Origin of the sequence: Blastococcus sp. HT6-30 (assembly GCF_039729015.1) — a bacterium.
GTDB lineage: Bacteria > Actinomycetota > Actinomycetes > Mycobacteriales > Geodermatophilaceae > Blastococcus.
In genome coordinates this window covers 3207853-3227003 of sequence record NZ_CP155792.1, presented here as the reverse complement: position 1 = coordinate 3227003, position 19151 = coordinate 3207853, and the positions used below count along the sequence as shown (strand labels likewise).

Below are 19151 nucleotides of genomic sequence, written 5' to 3'. Positions count from 1 at the left end.
GTCAGAGCGCTCCCTGGGGGGTCGATGCGGCGACCGCACGGCGGTCGGGCTTGCCGGTGTGCAGGAGGGGGACGCCGGCGACCAGGTGCAGCTCCCGCGGGGCGGCCGGCGGACCGAGCCGCTCGGCCACCCACGGGCGCAGGTCGGGCAGCGCCGGCTCCGCGCCGGGGGCCGGGACGACGGCGGCGACGACCCGCTGCCCCCACTCCGGGTCCGGTCGGCCGAACACCACCGCGTCGGCGACGGCGGGGTGCTCCCGCAGCGCCGCCTCCACCGCGGCGGGCGCCACGTTCACCCCGCCGGTGACGACGACGTCGTCGAGCCGGCCGTGCACGGTGAGCCGGCCGTCGGCGCCGAGGGCGCCGGCGTCGCGGGTGCGGAACCAGCCGCCGGTGAACGCCGCCGCGGTCGCCCGCGGATCGCCCCGGTAGCCGAGGGCCAGGGTGGGCCCGGAGAGCTCGATCCCGCCCTCGGTCACCCGCACGCCGACACCGTCGAGGGGCGCACCGTCGTAGACGCAGCCGCCGGCGGTCTCGGTCATGCCGTAGGTGGTCACCACGGCGACCCCGTCGGCGCGGGCGCGGTCCAGCAGCGCCGGATCGGTGGCCGCGCCGCCGACGAGGACCGCGTCGAAGGCGCGCAGGGCGCCGGGCTCGGTCTCCAGGGCCCGGCGCAGCTGGGTGGGGACCATGGAGGTGTAGCGGCGGGTACCGGCCGGCATGCGGGCGACGGCGTCGGTCAGCGTCTCCCCGGCGCCGAGCCGGACCGCCGGCCGCCCGGTCAGCAACGCGCGGCAGAGCACCTGCAGCCCGGCGATCGCCGACACCGGCAGGGCGAGCAGCCAGCTGCCGGGGCCGCCCAGCCGGGCGTGCGCGGCGGCCGCGGAGGCCCGGACCGCACCGGCCGGCAGCAGCACGCCGCGACCACCGCCGGTGGAGCCGGAGGTGACGACGACGAGGTCGGCACCGGGCTCGAGCGGTTCGTCGGGACGCAGCGCGTCGCGGGCCGCGTCGACCACCGCGGGCGGCCCGTCCGGCAGCACGGCGAGCGGGCGGACGCCGTCGAGGGCGGCGCGGACGTCGTCGTCGGAGAGGTCGGCCGCAGCCACCAGAGTCAGCTGCCGGACCACGAGGGGCGAGGATACGTTGGCCGCACCGCAGGCTCCGGCCGTCGGCCTTGTCCCGGGTGCCGTGCGCGAGGCGGGGAGGACGGGCTGCTCTCACTACGCTGATCACCATGACCGCCGCCCCCGCCGCCGCTCTGCCGGCGGGGATCACCGGCCTGGCCGTCTACGAGGTGCCGATGCGCACCCGGTTCCGCGGCATCGACGTCCGCGACGGCGTGCTGCTGCGCGGCCCGGCCGGCTGGGGCGAGTTCTCCCCCTTCTGGGACTACGACGCCGTCGAGAGCCGCCGCTGGTGGGCCTCGGCCGTGGAGTCGGCCGTCGAGGGCTGGCCGGCGCCGGTGCGCGACGCCGTGCCGGTGAACGTGACCGTGCCCGCGGTCGACGCCGAGCGGGCGCACGCGATCGTCCGGGCCTCCGGCTGCCGGACGGCGAAGGTCAAGGTCGCCGAGCCGGGGCAGACGCCGGCGGACGACCTCGCCCGCGTGGAGGCGGTGCGCGACGCGCTGGGCGCCGGGAAGGCGATCCGGGTGGACGCCAACGCCGCGTGGGACGTCGACACCGCCGCCGCCCGGATCGGCGAGCTCGACCGGTTCGGCCTGGAGTACGTCGAGCAGCCGTGCGCGTCGCTGGAGGAGCTGGCCGCGCTGCGCCGCCGGATCGACGTGCGGATCGCCGCCGACGAGCTGGTGCGACGGGCCGACGACCCGCTGCGGGTCGACCTGCGCGAGGCCTGCGACGTCGTCGTCCTCAAGGTACAGCCGCTGGGCGGGATGCGGGCCGCGCTGCGGGTCGCCGAGGCGCACGGCCTGCCGTGCGTCGTCTCCTCGGCGCTGGAGTCCTCGGTCGGGATCGCCGCCGGCGTCGCGCTTGCCGCGGCCCTGCCCGAGCTGCCGTTCGCCTGCGGGCTGGCGACGGTGGCCCTGCTCGCCGGCGACGTGAGCGGGAACCCCCTGCTGCCGGTCGACGGCGTGCTGCCGATCGGCCCGCGGGAGCCCGACCGGCTGTCGGCGGTGGCCGCGGGCCCGGGGACCACCGCCCGCTGGCTCGCCCGGATCGCCGAGGTGCGTGCCGCGTGAACCCCGCCACCGCGTTCGCCCGCGTGCTGGTCGACGAGATGGTACGCGGCGGCGTCACCGACGCCGTCCTCTCACCCGGCTCCCGGTCGGCGCCGGTGGCGCTGGCCCTCGCCGCGGCCGAGTCGAACGGCCGGCTGCGGCTGCACGTGCGGATCGACGAGCGCACCGCCGCCTTCCTGGCGCTCGGGCTGGCGAAGGCCACCGGCCGGCCGGTGCCGGTGCTCACCACGTCCGGGACCGCGACCGCCCACCTGCACGCCGCCGTCCTGGAGGCCGACGCCAGCGGGGTGCCGCTGCTGGCGCTGACCGCCGACCGGCCGCCGGAGCTGCGGGCCACCGGCGCCAACCAGACGATCGAGCAGGCCGGCCTGTACGGGACCGCGGTGCGCTGGTCGGCCGACGTCGGCGTCCCCGAGCCCGGCCGGGCGGCCGAGCAGAACCGCTACTGGCGGTCGGTGGTGGCCAAGGCGCTCACGGTGGCCGCCGGCACGCTGTCGGCCGACCCCGGCCCGGTGCAGCTCAACCTCGCGCTGCGCGAGCCGCTGCTGCCCGACGAGGAGCCGCCGGCCGGGCTCGCAGCCCCCTGGGCCGGCCGCCCCGGAGGTGCGCCCTGGACCGCGGCGGAGCCGTCTGCCGGCTGGGCGGCGCGGGCGCACCGGCTGCCGCCGCGGACACTGGTGATCGCCGGTGACGGGCCGCTGCACGCCGCGCCCGGGCTCTCGGAGGGCTCGGCGTGGCCCGTGGTCGCCGAGCCGAGCAGCGGGTTCTGGGGCCTGCCGGGCTCGATCCGCGGTGGCGTGCTCGCGCTCGGTGCGGCCGGCTGGCTGGCCGCGCACCGGCCCGAGCGGGTCGTGGTGGTGGGCCGGCCGACGCTCTCCCGGCCGGTCAGCGCGCTGCTGGCCGACCCCGCCGTTCCGGTGGAGACGGTGAGCGCCTCCCCGCGGTGGGCCGACGCCGGCCGGTCGAGCACCGCCGTCCGGCGGCTGTTCGCCGGTGCCGAGCCCGACGAACCGGTGGACGAGCCGTGGGTGGCTGCCTGGCACGCCGCCGCCGATCGGGTGGGCGCCGCCGTCGACGCGCTGCTCGACGAGGCGCCGGCGCTGACCGCCGCCCGGCTGGCCCGCGACGTCGTCGCCGCCCTCCCCGCGGGCGCCCTCCTGGTCCTCGGCTCCTCGACCCCCGTGCGCGACGTCGACCGGCTGGCGGTGCCGCGCGCCGACGTCACCGTGCTCGCCAACCGCGGGGTCGCGGGCATCGACGGGACGATCTCGACCGCGGTGGGCGCGGCGCTGGTGCACGGCGGCCCGGCGTTCGCGCTGATGGGCGACCTGACGTTCCTGCACGACCTGACCGGGCTCCTGCTGGGCGAGGGCGAGCGTCGGCCCGACCTCACGGTGGTCGTGCCCGACAACGACGGCGGCGGCATCTTCGCCCAGCTCGAACCGGGGCAGGACCGCCACACCCGCGACTACCGCCGGGTGTTCGGGACGCCGCACGGCCGCGACCTGGTGGCGGTCGCCTCGGCGCTCGGGTGGGCCGCGTCGCGGATCACCGCGGCCGAGGAGCTCCCCGGCGCGCTGGCCCTCGGCGGCCCGCGCGTGGTCGTCGTCCGCACCGACCAGCGGGCCGAGGCGGCGCTGGCGACGGATCTGCGGGCGGCCGCCGCGCAGGCGCTGGGGGAGTAGCTCAGCCCTCGAGCGCGGCCTGGAAGGCGGCGAACTTCGACTGGGTCTCGGCGAGCTCCGCGGCCGGATCCGAGCCGGCGACGATGCCGCAGCCGGCGAACAGCCGCGCCCCGTCGTCGCCGACCAGCTCGGCGCAGCGCAGCGCGAGCCCGAACTCGCCGTCGCCGGCCGCGTCGAGCCAGCCCACCGGCCCCGCGTACCGGCCGCGGTCCATGCCCTCCAGCTCGCCGATGAGCGCCGCGGCGTCCGGCGTCGGGGTGCCGCACACGGCGGCGGTGGGGTGCACGGCGCCGACCAGCTCCAGCAGCCCGGCGGAGTCGCGCTGGGTGCCGACGACGTCGGTGGCGAGGTGCCGCACGTTCGCCAGCGTGAGCAGCTCCGGCTCCGCCGGTGCCGTCAGCTCCCCGCAGTACGGCTCCAGCGCGCGCACCAGGGAGTCGACGGCGAGCGCGTGCTCGGCGCGGTCCTTGGCCGAGTTCAGCAGCGCCTCGGCCAGCCGCTCGTCCGCGGCGCCCGCCCCGCGCGGCGCCGTTCCGGCCAGCACGCGGGAGGACAGCCGCCGGCCGGTGCGGCGCAGCAGCAGCTCGGGGGTGGCGCCCAGCAGGCCGTCGACGGCGAAGGTCCAGCAGCCCGGGAAGCGGGCGGCCAGCCGGCGCAGCATCCGCCTGGGGGCGAGCGGGACGTCGGAGGAGACCAGCAGGTCGCGGGCGAGCACGACCTTCTCCAGCTCGCCGGCGTCGATGCGGACCACGGCGGCGGCCACCGCGGCGCACCAGCTCGCGGGGTCGAGCGCGCCGTCGGCGTAGCGCAGCCGAGGAGCCGGGCCGTCGTCGGCCGGCGCCGACTCCGGCAGCTCCGGCGCGGCCCCGACGGCGGTGATCCAGCCGACGCCGTGCCGCCGTCCGACGACGACCTCGGGGACGACGAAGACCGACGTCCCGGCGGCGGGGTCGAAGGCGATGCTCGCGAACACCACCGGGCCCGAGCCCGGGACGCGGAGCTCGTCGGCGACGTCCAGGCCGGCGGTGAACCGGTCCCACCAGTCGGCGGCCTCGGCCAGCGCGCGGGGGCCGGAGATCTCCAGCCGCGCCGCCTCGCCCCAGCCGACCAGGCCCTCGCCGTGGCGGACCCAGGACAGGCCACCGCGGGCCGGGAGCAGGCCGAGCAGCTCGCCGGCCGTGTCGGACCGCACGGTGGTGACGGTGCGCGACGCCGCTGCCGGGGAGGTCAGGGCGGCCGCTGTCACGCGATCAGAGTAGGAGGCCTTGTAGCGTCCACGCCGTGGCAGACCGGCGAGAGACCGCCCACAGGCCCCCTTCCGGGACCCGCGCCGAGCGTGCGAGGGGCGGGGAGGAGGGGGTCCTTCCACTGCGGGCCGGGCTGGACAAGCGACCGGCCGAGGTCGCGGCCATGTTCGACCGCGTGGCGAAGCGCTACGACGTCACCAACACCGTCCTCTCCGGTGGTCTGGACGCCGGCTGGCGGCGGGCCACCCGGGCGGCGCTCGGGGCCCGGCCGGGGCAGACCGTCCTCGACGTCGCGGCAGGGACCGCCGTCTCGACCGTCGAGCTCGCCGCAGGTGGGGTCACGGCGGTCGCCTGCGACTTCTCGCAGGGCATGCTGCGCGCCGGTGCGGCCCGGCCGGTGCCCAAGGTCGCCGGGGACGCGATGGCGCTGCCGCTGGCCGACGAGAGCGTCGACGCCGTGGTCATCTCCTTCGGGCTGCGCAACGTGGCCGACCCCGACGCGGCGCTGCGCGAGTTCTCCCGGGTGACGAAGCCGGGCGGCACGCTGGTGGTCTGCGAGTTCTCCAGCCCCACGTGGTCGCCGTTCCGCACCGTCTACACCGAGTACCTGATGAAGGCGCTGCCCCGCATCGCCCGGGCGGTGAGCAGCAATCCGGAGGCCTACGTCTACCTCGCCGAGTCGATCCGCGCCTGGCCCGACCAGGCCACGCTCGCCGGCCGCCTGCAGGACGCCGGCTGGGTCGACGTCGCCTGGCACAACCTGACCGGCGGGATCGTCGCGCTGCACCGGGGCCGCAAGTCCACCTGACCTCGGCGCCGAGTTCCTGCTGGTCAGGCTGGGGAAGTGTCGTACTCCGGCGTTGGCGTCGACCGTGGCTGCCGGCTTCCCGGCTGCGGGCAGCCGGTCGGCCGCACCGACCTCGACCACGTCACCGCCTACGGTGCCGGCGGCTCCACCGACTGCGACAGCTCCGTCGACTCTGAGGACACCCTCTCCCGGGCAACAGTGGCCAGCCAGGCGCTACCGTGCCTCCGATGCGCTTGACCATCGTCATGGTCGCGGACATCCCGAGTGGAGCCGACGCGGGCTTCCAGGCGTACGAGTCCGCAGTTCTGCCCCTCCTTCCGCGTCACGGCGGTCGCCTCGAACGACGCCTACGAACTGGCGACGCGCTCACGGAGGTCCACATCGTCTCCTTCGCGTCGCAGGACGGCTTCGCGTCCTACCTGGCCGACGAAGAGCGGCAGTCACACAAGGGGCTGTTGGACGGCCTCGGCGTTACCCAGCGCGTGCTTCTCGTTGACGACGTGTAGGTGCCGTCGCACACGCGCGCGGCCGCCCCCGCCCACCCATCCGACCGCCCGGGGCGGCATCCCTACAGCTGGCGCCGTAGGCCGTCGGGGAGCCCCGAGGCCGGCGGGAGGCGGCGGAGCGGACCCTCGACGGGCGGAGGAACGGCCGACCCGGTGGCACGCGCCGTATGGCGCGCCTCTCGACTCGTCCCGGCGAAGGATCTCGCCAGCCAGGGTGACACCTGGCTGGCCAACCGGTGCTGCCTCTGCCGGCGCCACCGCCCTCACCGGTGGGACCTGTCGACCCGCCACCGTTCCGACGATGTCGCCGGGCGCCCGGACGAGCGTGCGAAGGGTGGGGGAGGACGGGGTCGCTGTTCTAGCGTCGGACCATGACGAGCACACCTGTTCTGCCGACCGGGCCGACGCCGGCGTCGCCGTAGCGGTGGCCGTGCCCCCTCCCCGCTACGCCGACCGGGCCGACGCCGGCCGAGCGCTCGCCACCGCCCTCGCCGGGCGGGCGGACGCGCACGCCCTGGTCCTGGGTCTGCCCCGCGGCGGCGTGCTCGTCGCCGCGGAGGTGGCCGCCGCCCTCGCCGCTGACCTCGACGTCCTCGTCGTCCGCAAGCTCGGCGTCCCCGAGCACCCGGAGCTGGCGATGGGCGCCATCGCCGCGGTCGGCGGCGCCGTCGAGACGGTGTGGGTCCGCCGGGTCCTCGACCGCGCCGCGCCCGACCCCGCCGCCGTGTCGGCGGTGCACGACCGGGAGCTCGCCGAGCTCCGTCGGCGCACCACCGCCTACCGCGGCGCCCGGCCGGCACCGGCGGTCGCCGGCCGCCACGTCGTGCTCGTGGACGACGGCCTGGCCACGGGGGCCACCATGCGCGTCGCCGTCCGGGCTCTCCGGCGGAGCGGCCCGGCGCGGATCACCGTAGCCGTTCCGGTCGGCCCACCGGAGTCCGTCGCCGAGCTGACCGGCGTGGTCGACGACGCGGTGTGCCTGCAGGCGCCGGCCGGCTTCCGCTCGGTCGGGCAGGCCTACGCCGACTTCTCCGACACCCCTGACGAGGAGGTCCTGGCGGCGCTGGCCCGAGGGGGGGCTGTCGGCTAGATCACATCGCGGCCTAGACTCGGACCGAGCACCTTGTGAACCTTTTCACAAGGTCACCGGACTCGGGCGACGGACCGGAGGTGGCGGCGTGGCGCAGGCCTCGATCGAGCACACGGCCGACGACGTCGTGGTCGGCGCCGGACCGACTGACGCCGGCGACGTGAGGGGGTTGGGTGTGGCGACAGGCCGACCCGACACGGACGCTCCGTGGCCGAAGTGTGACCCGTCCGTGACCGAGATCACCCTAGGGTGGCGATGATGCTCTCGACCTACGTCCCGATCGTCGGGCTCTTCGCGTTGGCCGCGGCGTTCGCGCTGTTCTCGGTCGCCGTCGCCCCATTCGTGGGCCCCCGCCGGTACAACCGCGCCAAGCTGGCGGCCTACGAGTGCGGCATCGAACCGGTCGACCAGCCGCTCACCGGCGGCCGGTTCCCGGTCAAGTACTACCTGACCGCGATGTTGTTCATCGTCTTCGACATCGAGATCGTCTTCCTCTACCCGTGGGCCGTCGCCAACGACGCCCTGGGTGTGTGGGGCCTGGTCGCGATGGTCGTCTTCATCGGCACCGTCTTCCTCGCCTTCGCCTACGAGTGGCGGCGCGGTGGGCTCGAGTGGGACTGACAGGGAGCACCTGATGGGACTCGAGGAGAAGCTGCCCAGCGGCGTCCTGCTGACCAGCGTGGAGAAGCTGGTCAACTGGACCCGCAAGTCGTCGCTGTGGCCCGCGACGTTCGGCCTGGCCTGCTGCGCCATCGAGATGATGGCCTCCGGGGCCGGCCGGTACGACCTTGCCCGGTTCGGGATGGAGGTCTTCCGCGCCTCGCCGCGGCAGGCCGATCTGATGATCGTCGCCGGCCGGGTGAGCCAGAAGATGGCGCCGGTCCTGCGGCAGATCTACGACCAGATGCCCGAGCCCCGGTGGGTGCTGGCGATGGGGGTGTGCGCGAGCTCCGGCGGCATGTTCAACAACTACGCGATCGTGCAGGGCGTCGACCACGTCGTCCCGGTGGACATGTACCTGCCCGGCTGCCCGCCGCGGCCGGAGATGCTCATGGACGCGATCCTCAAGCTGCACCACAAGATCCAGCACGAGCCGCTCGGCGAGAAGCGGGCCCGCCAGCTCGAGCGGGAACGCCAGGACGGGACCGCGAAGGACCTCCTGGTCGAGATGCCCTCGACGGTCCGCGTCGACAAGGCCGCCCGCCGCGCCTACGAGCAGGCCGCCGCCGAGGGCCGCACCGGCCAGTTCGGCATCGAGCAGCGCGGCGGGAACGCCGTCCTCCTGCCGAGCGAGCGCACGCGATGAGCAACGACGGCGGTTCGAACGTCGTCCCCGGCCGCCAGGAGGCCGGATACGACGACAGCACGGCGCCTTCGGGCGGCTTCCGGAAGGGCGCGTTCGGCGTCTCCGGCAGCGGCGACACCTCCGGGTTCGGTGGCCTCGTGCGGGTCGAGCCCGGTGGTGCGGTGGCGCTGCACTCCACCGAGCGGCCCTACGGCAGCTACTTCGACGAGGTCACCGACGCGCTGATCGAGGCCGTCGGGGAGGCGACGTACGCGGCCGCGGTCCAGCGGGTGCTCGTCGACCGCGGCGAGATCACCTACTTCGTCGCCCGCGAGCACCTGCTGACCCTCGTGCAGCCGCTCCGCGACGACGAGGCCCTGCGCTTCGAGCTGTGCAGCAGCGTCTCCGGCGTCGACTACCTCGACAGCGGTGGCCCGGCGGTGGCTCCCGGCCGGCCACGGCTGCACGTCGTCTACCACCTGACGTCGATGACCTACCGGCGCCGCATCCGCCTGGAGGTGGCGGTGAGCGCGGAGGACCCGCACGTTCCGTCGATCACCGCGATCTACCCGACGGCGGACTGGCACGAGCGGGAGACCTGGGACATGTTCGGCGTCGTCTTCGACGGCCACCCGGCGCTGACCCGGATCCTCATGCCCGACGACTGGGACGGCCACCCGCAGCGCAAGGACTACCCGCTCGGCGGGATCCCGGTGGAGTACCACGACGCGACGGTCCCGCCGCCGGACACCCGGAGGGCCTACCGATGAGCACCGAAGGCACGAGTTCCCCCGCGGAGCGGCGACGATGAGCACCACCTACAACCCTGCCGACCCCTACGCCGGGTCGCGCGAGACCACCGAGGGCCGCGTCTACACCGTGACCGGTGGGGACTGGGACCTCACGCTCGGCGCGGACCCGCACGGCGAGGAGCGCCTCGTCGTCAACATGGGCCCGCAGCACCCGTCCACGCACGGCGTGCTGCGGCTGGTCCTCGACCTCGAGGGCGAGACGGTGACCAAGGCGCGGGTGGTCATCGGCTACCTGCACACCGGCATCGAGAAGAACACCGAGTACCGCAACTGGGTGCAGGGCACCACGTTCGTGACCCGCATGGACTACCTCGCCCCGCTGTTCAACGAGGCCGGCTACTGCATGGCGGTGGAGAAGCTGCTGGGCGTGGAGATCCCGCAGCGGGCGGCCACCATCCGGGTGCTGGTGATGGAGCTCAACCGGATCGCCTCGCACCTGGTCGCGCTGGCCACGTTCGGCATGGAGATGGGTGCCCTCACGGGCATGACCAACGGCTTCCGCGAGCGCGAGATGGTCCTCGACCTGCTCGAGGAGATCACCGGCCTGCGGATGAACCACGCCTACATCCGGCCCGGCGGCCTGGCGCAGGACCTGCCCGAGGGCGCGGTCGAGCACATCCGCGAGTTCCTGGCGGTCATGCCGGCGCGGGTGGCCGACTTCCACCGGCTCCTCACCGGCCAGCCGATCTGGCAGGCCCGGCTCAAGGACGCCGGCTACCTGGACCTGACCGGTTGCGTGGCGCTCGGCGTCACCGGGCCGATCCTGCGCGCCACCGGCCTGGCGTGGGACCTGCGCAAGGTCGAGCCCTACCTCGGTTACGACACCTACGACTTCGAGGTGCCGACCGCGGACACCTGCGACGCCTGGGGCCGGTACCTGGTGCGCATGGCCGAGGTGAACGAGTCGCTGAAGCTCATCGGCCAGGCGCTGGACCGGCTCGAGCCCGGGCCGGTGATGGTCGAGGACAAGAAGATCGCCTGGCCCGCGCAGCTCTCGCTCGGGCCCGACGGGATGGGCAACTCCCTCGACCACGTCCGGCACATCATGGGCCAGTCGATGGAGGCCCTGATCCACCACTTCAAGCTGGTCACCGAGGGCTTCCGGGTGCCCGCCGGCCAGGTGTACGTGCCGATCGAGTCACCGCGCGGCGAGCTCGGCTACCACGTGGTCAGCGACGGCAGCACCCGCCCGTGGCGCGTCCACGTGCGCGACCCCAGCTTCGTGAACCTGCAGGCCACCGCGGCGATGAGCGAGGGCGGCATGATCGCCGACGTCATCGCCGCGATCGCCTCGATCGACCCGGTCATGGGGGGCGTCGACAGATGAGCGCACTGCCAGGCAGCCCGGAGGCCACGGCGGTCACCGGGCTCGACTCGAGCCCGGTCGACTCCGCGGCCCTCGCCGAGGTCCCGCCGCTGACCGAGCAGGCCCGCGTCGAGGCGCGGGAGATCATCGCCCGCTACCCGGTGGCCCGGTCGGCGCTGCTGCCGATGCTGCACCTGGTGCAGAGCTACCAGGGCTACGTCACCCCCGAGGGCGTCGCGCTGTGCGCCGAGGAGCTGGGGCTGACCAAGGCCGAGGTCGGCGCGGTCGCGACCTTCTACACGATGTACAAGCGCCGGCCGACCGGGCGGCACCTGGTCAGCGTCTGCACCAACACGCTGTGCGCCGTCCTCGGCGGGCAACGGATCATGGACGCCCTGTCGGCGGATCTCGGCGTGCACCACGACGAGACCGCCGCCGACGGCTCGATCACCCTCGAGCACGCCGAGTGCCTCGCCGCCTGCGACTACGCGCCGGTGGTCACCGTCGACTACGAGTTCTACGACCAGCAGGACGTCGAGAGCGCCCGCGAGCTGGTGGCGGCGCTGCGCCGGGGCGAGAAGCCGGCGCCCACCCGAGGCGCCCCGCTCACCGACTTCCGGGGGATCTCCCGCCAGCTGGCGGGGTTCTCCCAGTACCCGGACGCCGCCGCGGCGGCCGCCGCCGTCGACGCCCCCGGGTCCTACGAGCCGACGCTGCGCGGGCTGCGGCTGGCCGCCGAACGCGGCGAGTCCGCGCCGCCGATGCGCGACCCCGAGCCGGAGCCGGTCCCCGACGCCGCAGAAGGACCCCGTCCTCCCCACCCTTCGCAAGCTCAGGGCGGGCCCCGGGACGGGGCCGGGGAGACGGTCCGCCCCTCGGGCCGCACCGGGGAGACGCCGGGCAAGGAGGCCGCCGACGCGCGCGTCGCTGCGGCCGACACCCCGGCGGAGAAGGCCGGCGCAGCGCAAGCCCACCCCGACGAGGGCACGGAGTACGGCCGCGGGCGGCCGCCCGGTGGCCTCGACGCCAGCGGCACCGACACCCCGGCGGCGAGCGAACCGGCAGGCGGCTACCAGGGGCCCGGGACCGGGCGCACCGTCGAAGGCCGTACCCCGCCGAAGCGGAGGAAGTGAGCCATGCCCCTCACCCCCGTCCTCACCACCCGCTGGGGCGCCGAGCACTCGTGGCGGCTGTCCACCTACGAGCGGCTCGACGGCTACTCGGCGTTGCGCACGGCGTTGTCGATGCAGCCCGACGAGCTGGTCACCCTGGTCAAGGACTCCGGCCTGCGCGGCCGCGGCGGCGCCGGTTTCCCCACCGGCATGAAGTGGAGCTTCATCCCGCAGCCCAAGCCGGGGGAGGAGCCCACCGGCCCGGCGGCGATGCCCAAGTACCTCGTGGTCAACGCCGACGAGGGCGAGCCGGGCACCTGCAAGGACCTGCCGCTGATGATGGCCGACCCGCACTCGCTGATCGAGGGCGTGATCATCTCGTCCTACGCGATCCGGTCGAAGCTGGCCGTCATCTACGTCCGCGGCGAGGCGGTGCACGCCCACCGGCGGCTGATGAACGCGGTGGGCGAGGCCTACGCCGCCGGCTACCTCGGCACCGACATCCTCGGCTCCGGCTACGACCTGGAGCTGATCGTGCACGCCGGCGCCGGCGCGTACATCTGCGGCGAGGAGACCGCGCTGCTCGACTCGCTCGAGGGCTACCGCGGTCAGCCCCGGCTCAAGCCGCCGTTCCCCGCGGTCGCCGGCCTGTACGGCGCCCCGACCGTCATCAACAACGTCGAGACCCTGGCCAGCGTGCCGTTCGTCGTCCGCGGCGGCGCCGAGTGGTTCAAGGCCTTCGGCCCCGAGAGGTCGCCCGGGCCGAAGATCTACTCGTTGTCGGGCCGGGTCGTGCGGCCGGGCCAGTACGAGGCCCCCATGGGTACGACGATGCGCGAGCTGCTGGAGATGGCCGGGGGGGTCCGGCCTGGTCACCAGCTGAAGTTCTGGACACCGGGCGGCTCGTCGACGCCGTACTTCACCCCCGAGCACCTCGACGTCCCGCTGGACTTCGACTCCGTCGCCGCCGCGGGCTCCATGCTCGGCACCACCGCGCTGATGGTGTTCGACGAGACCGACTCGATCGTCGAGGCGACCCTGCGGTTCACCGAGTTCTACGCCCACGAGAGCTGCGGCAAGTGCACCCCCTGCCGCGAGGGCACCTACTGGCTGGTGCAGATCCTCGAACGGATCGCGCACGGCCGGGGCACCGCGCAGGATCTCGACATCCTGGTCGACACCTGCGACAACATCCTCGGCCGCTCGTTCTGCGCCCTCGGTGACGGCGCCACCAGCTGCATCACCAGCTCGCTGAAGTACTTCAAGGACGACTACGTCGCCCTGCTGCCGCCCGAGGAGCAGGCCCGGCTGGGCCGCAACCTTCGCATCGAGCCCGTGGGAGTGGCGTCATGACACTCACCCCGACCAATCCGCCCCCCGCCGCCGCGGTGCCCCCGGGCGCGCCGGGCCCGCACACCCCGCCGGACGCCGTCCACTGCACCATCGACGGCTTCGACGTCGCCGTCCCGAAGGGCACGCTCATCATCCGGGCGGCCGAGCAGGTCGGCGTCTTCATCCCACGGTTCTGCGACCACCCGCTGCTCGAGCCGGTCGGCGCCTGCCGGCAGTGCCTGGTCGAGGTCGAGGGCCAGCGCAAGCCGGTCGCCTCCTGCACCATGCCGGTCACCGACGGCATGGCGATCAAGACCCAGCTGTCCAGCCCGGTCGCCGACAAGGCGCAGCAGGGCACGATGGAGCTGCTGCTGATCAACCACCCGCTCGACTGCCCCACCTGCGACAAGGGCGGCGAGTGCCCCCTGCAGAACCAGGCGATGGGCCACGGGCGCACCGAGAGCCGGTTCGTCGACGAGAAGCGGACCTATCCCAAGCCGCTGCCGATCAGCAGCGAGATCCTGCTCGACCGCGAGCGCTGCGTGCTGTGCGCCCGCTGCACCCGGTTCTCCCAGCAGGTCGCCGGCGACCCGTTCATCGAGCTGTTCGAGCGCGGCGCGCTGGAGCAGGTGGCCATCTACGAGGACGAGCCCTTCGAGTCCTACTTCTCCGGCAACACCACCCAGATCTGCCCGGTCGGCGCCCTCACCAGCGCCCAGTACCGCTTCCGCGCGCGCCCCTTCGACCTGCGCAGCGAGGCGAGCGTCTGCGAGCACTGCGCCTCCGGCTGCGCGATGCGCAGCGACTACCGGCGCGGCAAGGTCACCCGGCGGCAGGCCGGGGAGGATCCGGCGGTCAACGAGGAGTGGACCTGCGACAAGGGCCGCTACGCGTTCCGGTACGCCACGTCGAACGAGCGGCTGACCACCCCGATGGTGCGGGGGGCCGACGGCCTGCTGCACCCCGCGTCCTGGCCCGAGGCGTGGGCCACGGCCGCTGCCGGCCTGCTGCGGGCGCGGGCCGAGGGCGGTGTCGGCGTCCTCCCCGGTGGCCGGCTCACGCTCGAGGACGCCTACGCCTGGGCTGCCTTCGCCCGGGTGGCACTGGGCACCAACGACGTCGACGCCCGGGCCCGGGCGCACTCGGCCGAGGAGCTGGCCTTCCTGGCGGCCACCGTCGCCGGCACCGGACCGGCGACCGGCGCCGTCACCTACGACGACGTCGGCTCCGCGCCCGCGGTGCTGCTCGCCGGCCTGGAGCCGGAGGAGGAGTCCCCGATCCTGTTCCTGCGGCTGCGCCGGGCGGTGCGGACCGGCGGCCTCGCGGTCTTCGACCTGGCCCCCTACGGCACCCGCGCGGCGGAGAAGCTGCAGGCCACCGTGCTCACCACGTTCCCCGGTGCCGAGGCCCGCTCCCTGCAGGCCCTCGCCGAGGGCAGCTGGGGCGGCCCCGCCGTCGAGGCGCTGCGCCGGCCGGGCGCCGTCGTCCTCGCCGGCGAGCGCCTGGCCGAGGTCCCCGGCGCCTTCACGGCACTGCTGGAGCTGTCGCGGGCCACCGGCGCCCGGCTGGCCTGGGTGCCGCGCCGCGCCGGTGAGCGCGGCGCCGTCGAGGCCGGCGCACTGCCGACGCTGCTGCCCGGCGGCCGCGCCGTCGACGACCCCGCCGCCCGCGCCGAGGTGGCCGCGTTGTGGGGCATCGACCCCGCGGCCGTACCCGCCGCCCCCGGCCGCGACGTCACCGGCATCCTGACCGCCGCCCGCGCCGGGCGGCTGCCCGGGCTGCTCGTCGGTGGCGTCGACCCGGCCGACCTGCCCGACCCCGCCCTGGCCCGGGCGGCGCTGGACGCCGCGGCGTTCGTCGTCAGCCTGGAGATGTTCCCGAGCGAGGTCACCGAGCGCGCCGACGTCGTCCTGCCGGTCGCCGCCGCATCGGAGAAGTCGGGGAGCTACCTCGACTGGGAGGGCCGGCTGCGGCCCTTCGACGCCACCCTGCACGACACGGGTCGGCTGCCCGACGGGCGGGTGCTGCACGGTCTGGCCGACGAGATGGACGTCGACCTGCGCCTGCCCACCCCCGAGGTCGCCCGCGCCGCGCTGGCCGCCCTGGGCGCCCGCCGGTCCGCCGCCGAGGGCCGGGCGCCGGCCGTCGCGCCACCGGCCGCGCCCGCGCTGCGCGACGACGAGGCGGTGCTCGCGTCGTGGCGCCAGCTGCTCGACGTCGGCACGCTGCAGCGGGAGGAGCCCGAGCTCGCCGGCACCGCCCGGCGCCCGGTCGCCCGCATCGGCGCCGAGGCCGCTGCCCGGCTGGGCCTCGTCGACGGCGACCGGCTCACCGTCAGCGGGTCCACCGGCTCCATCAGCCTGCCGGTGCAGATCACCCCGATGCCCGACCACGTGGTCTGGGTGCCGATGCGGTCGCCCGGCAGCGAGATCCGGACGGCGCTGGGCGCCGGGCCCGGGAGCGTCGTGCGGCTGGCCCGCACGAGCGCCGACGCCGGGGAGGGCGTGCGATGAGCGTGTGGGCGGCTACGGCCGACCAGCCGACGCTGGCGGACTTCGGCAACGACGTCTGGTGGATCGTCGTGATCAAGGTCGTCGGCGTCTTCGCGGTGCTGGTGCTCATGACGTTGTTCGCGATCGTGTTCGAGCGCAAGGTCGTCGCGCGGATGCAGCAGCGGATCGGGCCCAACCGGGTCGGTCCGCGCGGCTACCTGCAGAGCCTCGCCGACGGGCTGAAGCTCGCGTTCAAGGAAGACATCATGCCCGCGCTCGCGGACAAGCCGGTGTACTTCCTGGCCCCGGTGATCGCCACCATCCCGGCGTTCGTCGCGTTCTCCGTCATCCCGATGGGCCCGGTCGTGAGCATCTTCGGCCAGCAGACGCCGCTGCAGCTCACCGATGCCCCGATCGGGGTGCTGATCATCCTGGCGATGTCCGCGATGGGCATCTACGGCATCGTGCTGGGCGGCTGGGCCTCCGGATCCACGTACCCGCTGCTGGGCAGCCTGCGCAGCGCGGCCCAGATGATCAGCTACGAGATCGCGATGGGGCTGTCGCTGGTCGCGGTGTTCCTCTACGCGGGGACGATGTCCACGTCGGGGATCGTCGCCGCCCAGGCCGACGGGTCCGAGCTCTCCTTCTTCGGCTGGGAGTTCACCGGGCCGAGCTGGTACGTCGTCCTGCTCCCGGTCTCCTTCGTGATCTACGCGATCGCCGTCGTCGGTGAGACGAACCGTGCGCCGTTCGACCTGCCCGAGGCCGAGAGCGAGCTGGTGGGTGGCTTCCACACGGAGTACTCGTCGTTGAAGTTCGCCCTGTTCTTCCTGGCCGAGTACATCAACATGGTCACCGTCTCGGCGCTGGCCGCGACGCTCTTCCTCGGTGGGTGGCGGGCACCGTGGCCGATCTCCGTCTGGGACGGCGCCAACAGCGGCTGGTGGCCGCTGCTGTGGTTCTTCCTCAAGGTCGTCGCCGCGCTGTTCGTCTTCATCTGGCTGCGCGGCACCCTGCCCCGGCTCCGCTACGACCAGTTCATGCGGTTCGGCTGGAAGGTGCTGGTCCCGGTGTCGCTGGTGTGGATCCTCGTCGTCGCCACGATGCGGACCGTGTCCCGCGAGGCCGGCCTCTCCGCCGGTGAGGTGGCGCTCTACGTGGGGCTGCCCATCGCGCTGGTCCTGCTGGGAGGCCTCTGGCTCGCCGGCCGGGCGAGCCAGCGCGACACCCGGCTGGCCGCGGTCGAGGCCGCCGCCGGCTCGAACCACCCGACGAGCACCGAGCCCGAGGTCCTGCCCCCGGCCGGCGCACGCCGCCGGCCGGCCGGCGGCCCCATCCGGGCCGAGGGCGGCTTCCCGGTCCCGCCCATGGACCTGCGGGTCCCGCCGTCGCCACGGCTGCGGCGGCAGCCGGTGAGCGCCGCCGGTGAACCGGTGCCCGGAGCAGTCGTCGGCACCGGCCGGCGCGGCGCCACCAGCACTTCGGAGGAGGACGGCGATGTCTGAGCGCAGCAAGCCGGGCGAGCAGGACCTGGTGCGGCGGTCCGCGGGCGAGGTCGAGCGCTCTCCGGAGGGCGGCCGGAAGCGGCCGGCGGTCCGCGACGGGCTGCTGCCCGCCGCCGTCCAGGGGTTCGGCGTCACCTTCGCCCAGATCTTCCGCACGGTGACCACCGAGCAGTACCCGTTCGAGCCCAAGGTGACCAAGCCGCGCTACCACGGCCGGCACGTGCTCAACCGGCACCCCGACGGCCTGGAGAAGTGCGTCGGCTGCGAGCTGTGCGCGTGGGCCTGCCCGGCCGACGCGATCTACGTGGAGGGCGGCGACAACACCGAGGACGCCCGCTACTCGCCCGGTGAGCGGTACGGCGCGGTGTACCAGATCAACTACCTGCGGTGCATCTTCTGCGGGCTGTGCATCGAGGCCTGCCCGACGCGGTCGCTGACGATGAGCAACGACTTCGAGCTGGCCGACGACAACCGGCGCGACCTGATCTACACCAAGGAGCAGCTCATGGCTCCGCTGCTGCCCGGCATGGAGGCCACGCCACACCCGATGCGGCTCGGCGACGACGAGAAGGACTACTACGTGCGCGAGCCGGAGCCCCGCCCGTGACCCCGGAGACGGCCGGTGTCGTCATCGGCACCGGCGAGGCGGTCATCTTCTGGATCCTCGGGCCGGTCGCCCTCGCCGGGGCGCTGGGCATGGTGCTCAGCCGCAACGCGGTGCACTCCGCGCTGTGGCTGGTGCTGACCATGCTCTCCCTCGGCGTCTTCTACGTGGTGCAGGAGGCGCCCTTCCTCGGCGCGGTCCAGGTGATCGTCTACACCGGGGCGATCATGATCCTGTTCCTGTTCGTGCTGATGCTGGTCGGCCGGGATTCCTCCGACTCGGTGGTCGAGACGCTGCGCGGCCAGCGGGTCGCGGCGCTCGCGCTGGGCGCCGGCTTCGCCGCCCTGGTCGGCGCCGGCATCGCCCGGGCCACCCAGGACCTGCCCGTCGCCGGTCTCGAGGCCGTGCAGGGCGGGGTGGGCGGCCCCTCGTCCGGCAACGTGGAGGCGGTCGCCGGGCTGCTCTACACCCGCTACCTGCTGGCCTTCGAGGTCACCGGTGCGCTGCTGATCGTCGCCGCGGTCGGTGCGCTGCTGCTCACCCACGTGGAGCGGGAACCGGGCAGCCGGCAGACGCAGAAGGAGCGGTCCCGGGCCCGCTTCCTCACCGACCGGCCGCAGACCCTGCCGGGGCCGGGTGTGCACGCCCGCGCCACCTCCGTGGCCGCGCCGGCGCTGCTGCCCGACGGCAGCCTCGCCGAGGACAGCTTCGCCACCGGTATCGAGCCGCAGCCGGTCGAGCAGATGCCCCGCCCGACCGGCCGGGAGCAGCTCGGCTCCCCGGACGCCGCGCTCGGCTCCCTCGACCCCACGCTCAGCGACACCCCGGGCGGGCGGACGGGAGGCGAGCACCGGTGAGCGTCTCCTACTACCTGGTGCTGGCGGCCATCCTCTTCACCATCGGCGCCGTCGGCGTCCTCGTGCGGCGCAACGCGATCGTCGTCTTCATGTGCATCGAGCTGATGCTCAACGCGGTCAACCTGACGCTGATCACCTTCGCCCGGTCCACCGGGACCGTCGACGGCCAGATCATCGCGCTGTTCGTCATGGTCGTCGCCGCCGCCGAGGTGGTCGTGGGTCTCGCCATCATCATGTCGATCTACCGGACCCGCCGGTCCGCCTCGGTCGACGACGCCAACCTGCTGAAGTACTGACCGGGACGGGGT

General features: G+C 74.6%; 17 protein-coding genes and 1 pseudogene. 16 read left to right on the top strand and 2 right to left on the bottom strand.

All coding sequences use genetic code 11. The features are described from left to right. Position 1: 1 nt before the first annotated feature. The gene (gene menE / locus ABC795_RS15590) at positions 2–1129 is read right to left on the bottom strand and encodes an o-succinylbenzoate--CoA ligase (RefSeq protein WP_347058077.1); all 1128 of its coding nucleotides are present in this window, start codon (positions 1127–1129) and stop codon (positions 2–4) included. A gap of 107 nt (positions 1130–1236) precedes the next feature. On the opposite strand from menE, the gene ABC795_RS15585 reads away from it, so the two are divergent. Both ABC795_RS15585 and menD read left to right on the top strand, forming a co-directional pair. Then, positions 1237–2202, top strand: coding sequence for an o-succinylbenzoate synthase (locus ABC795_RS15585; protein ID WP_347058076.1), 966 nt, complete (start codon positions 1237–1239; stop codon positions 2200–2202). Next, complete coding sequence (menD, locus tag ABC795_RS15580) at positions 2199–3887, top strand: 2-succinyl-5-enolpyruvyl-6-hydroxy-3-cyclohexene-1-carboxylic-acid synthase (protein WP_347058075.1); 1689 nt, start codon at positions 2199–2201, stop codon at positions 3885–3887. The genes ABC795_RS15585 and menD overlap by 4 nt, the downstream gene beginning before the upstream one ends. Before the next feature lies 1 nt (position 3888). Here menD and ABC795_RS15575 read toward each other — a convergent pair whose 3' ends face one another. Next, the gene (locus ABC795_RS15575) at positions 3889–5133 is read right to left on the bottom strand and encodes an isochorismate synthase (RefSeq protein WP_347058074.1); all 1245 of its coding nucleotides are present in this window, start codon (positions 5131–5133) and stop codon (positions 3889–3891) included. Between the two features lie 122 nt (positions 5134–5255). On the opposite strand from ABC795_RS15575, the gene ABC795_RS15570 reads away from it, so the two are divergent. The 14 genes and pseudogenes from ABC795_RS15570 (at position 5256) to nuoK (ending at position 19139) form a co-directional block, all read left to right on the top strand. Further along, on the top strand, positions 5256–5942 hold the full coding sequence (locus ABC795_RS15570; RefSeq protein WP_347060737.1) for a demethylmenaquinone methyltransferase: 687 nt from the start codon (positions 5256–5258) through the stop codon (positions 5940–5942). A 227-nt stretch (positions 5943–6169) separates the two neighbouring features. Beyond that, a complete protein-coding gene (locus ABC795_RS15565) occupies positions 6170–6448 on the top strand; it encodes a hypothetical protein (protein WP_347058073.1) in 279 nt (92 codons plus the stop codon). 430 nt (positions 6449–6878) lie between these two features. Further along, positions 6879–7538: a phosphoribosyltransferase family protein gene (locus ABC795_RS15560; RefSeq protein WP_347058072.1), complete on the top strand. Its 660-nt coding sequence runs from the start codon at positions 6879–6881 to the stop codon at positions 7536–7538. A 258-nt stretch (positions 7539–7796) separates the two neighbouring features. Next, a complete protein-coding gene (locus ABC795_RS15555) occupies positions 7797–8159 on the top strand; it encodes an NADH-quinone oxidoreductase subunit A (RefSeq protein ID WP_347060736.1) in 363 nt (120 codons plus the stop codon). A gap of 13 nt (positions 8160–8172) precedes the next feature. Further along, positions 8173–8625 (top strand): annotated as a pseudogene (locus ABC795_RS15550) (NADH-quinone oxidoreductase subunit B family protein); the annotation flags it as partial. A 215-nt stretch (positions 8626–8840) separates the two neighbouring features. Continuing rightward, complete coding sequence (locus ABC795_RS15545; RefSeq protein WP_347058071.1) at positions 8841–9593, top strand: NADH-quinone oxidoreductase subunit C; 753 nt, start codon at positions 8841–8843, stop codon at positions 9591–9593. A 37-nt stretch (positions 9594–9630) separates the two neighbouring features. Then, complete coding sequence (locus ABC795_RS15540) at positions 9631–10962, top strand: NADH-quinone oxidoreductase subunit D (protein WP_347058070.1); 1332 nt, start codon at positions 9631–9633, stop codon at positions 10960–10962. Further along, entirely contained in the window at positions 10959–12074 is a 1116-nt protein-coding gene (gene nuoE / locus ABC795_RS15535) for an NADH-quinone oxidoreductase subunit NuoE (RefSeq protein ID WP_347058069.1), read from the top strand. The genes ABC795_RS15540 and nuoE overlap by 4 nt, the downstream gene beginning before the upstream one ends. Before the next feature lie 3 nt (positions 12075–12077). Then, entirely contained in the window at positions 12078–13406 is a 1329-nt protein-coding gene (gene nuoF / locus ABC795_RS15530; protein ID WP_347058068.1) for an NADH-quinone oxidoreductase subunit NuoF, read from the top strand. Further along, on the top strand, positions 13403–15898 hold the full coding sequence (locus ABC795_RS15525) for an NADH-quinone oxidoreductase subunit G (protein ID WP_347058067.1): 2496 nt from the start codon (positions 13403–13405) through the stop codon (positions 15896–15898). The genes nuoF and ABC795_RS15525 overlap by 4 nt, the downstream gene beginning before the upstream one ends. Continuing rightward, the gene (gene nuoH / locus ABC795_RS15520; RefSeq protein ID WP_347058066.1) at positions 15895–17382 is read left to right on the top strand and encodes an NADH-quinone oxidoreductase subunit NuoH; all 1488 of its coding nucleotides are present in this window, start codon (positions 15895–15897) and stop codon (positions 17380–17382) included. The genes ABC795_RS15525 and nuoH overlap by 4 nt, the downstream gene beginning before the upstream one ends. Further along, positions 17375–17989 carry an NADH-quinone oxidoreductase subunit NuoI gene (gene nuoI, locus ABC795_RS15515; protein ID WP_347058065.1) on the top strand — a complete coding sequence of 205 codons (615 nt, stop codon included), beginning with the start codon at positions 17375–17377 and terminating at the stop codon, positions 17987–17989. Before nuoH ends, nuoI begins: the two co-directional genes overlap by 8 nt. Next, entirely contained in the window at positions 17986–18843 is an 858-nt protein-coding gene (locus tag ABC795_RS15510; protein WP_347058064.1) for an NADH-quinone oxidoreductase subunit J, read from the top strand. Before nuoI ends, ABC795_RS15510 begins: the two co-directional genes overlap by 4 nt. Further along, positions 18840–19139 (top strand): NADH-quinone oxidoreductase subunit NuoK, encoded by a 300-nt coding sequence (nuoK, locus tag ABC795_RS15505; protein ID WP_347058063.1) that lies wholly within the window; start codon positions 18840–18842, stop codon positions 19137–19139. The genes ABC795_RS15510 and nuoK overlap by 4 nt, the downstream gene beginning before the upstream one ends. Positions 19140–19151: the final 12 nt, after the last annotated feature.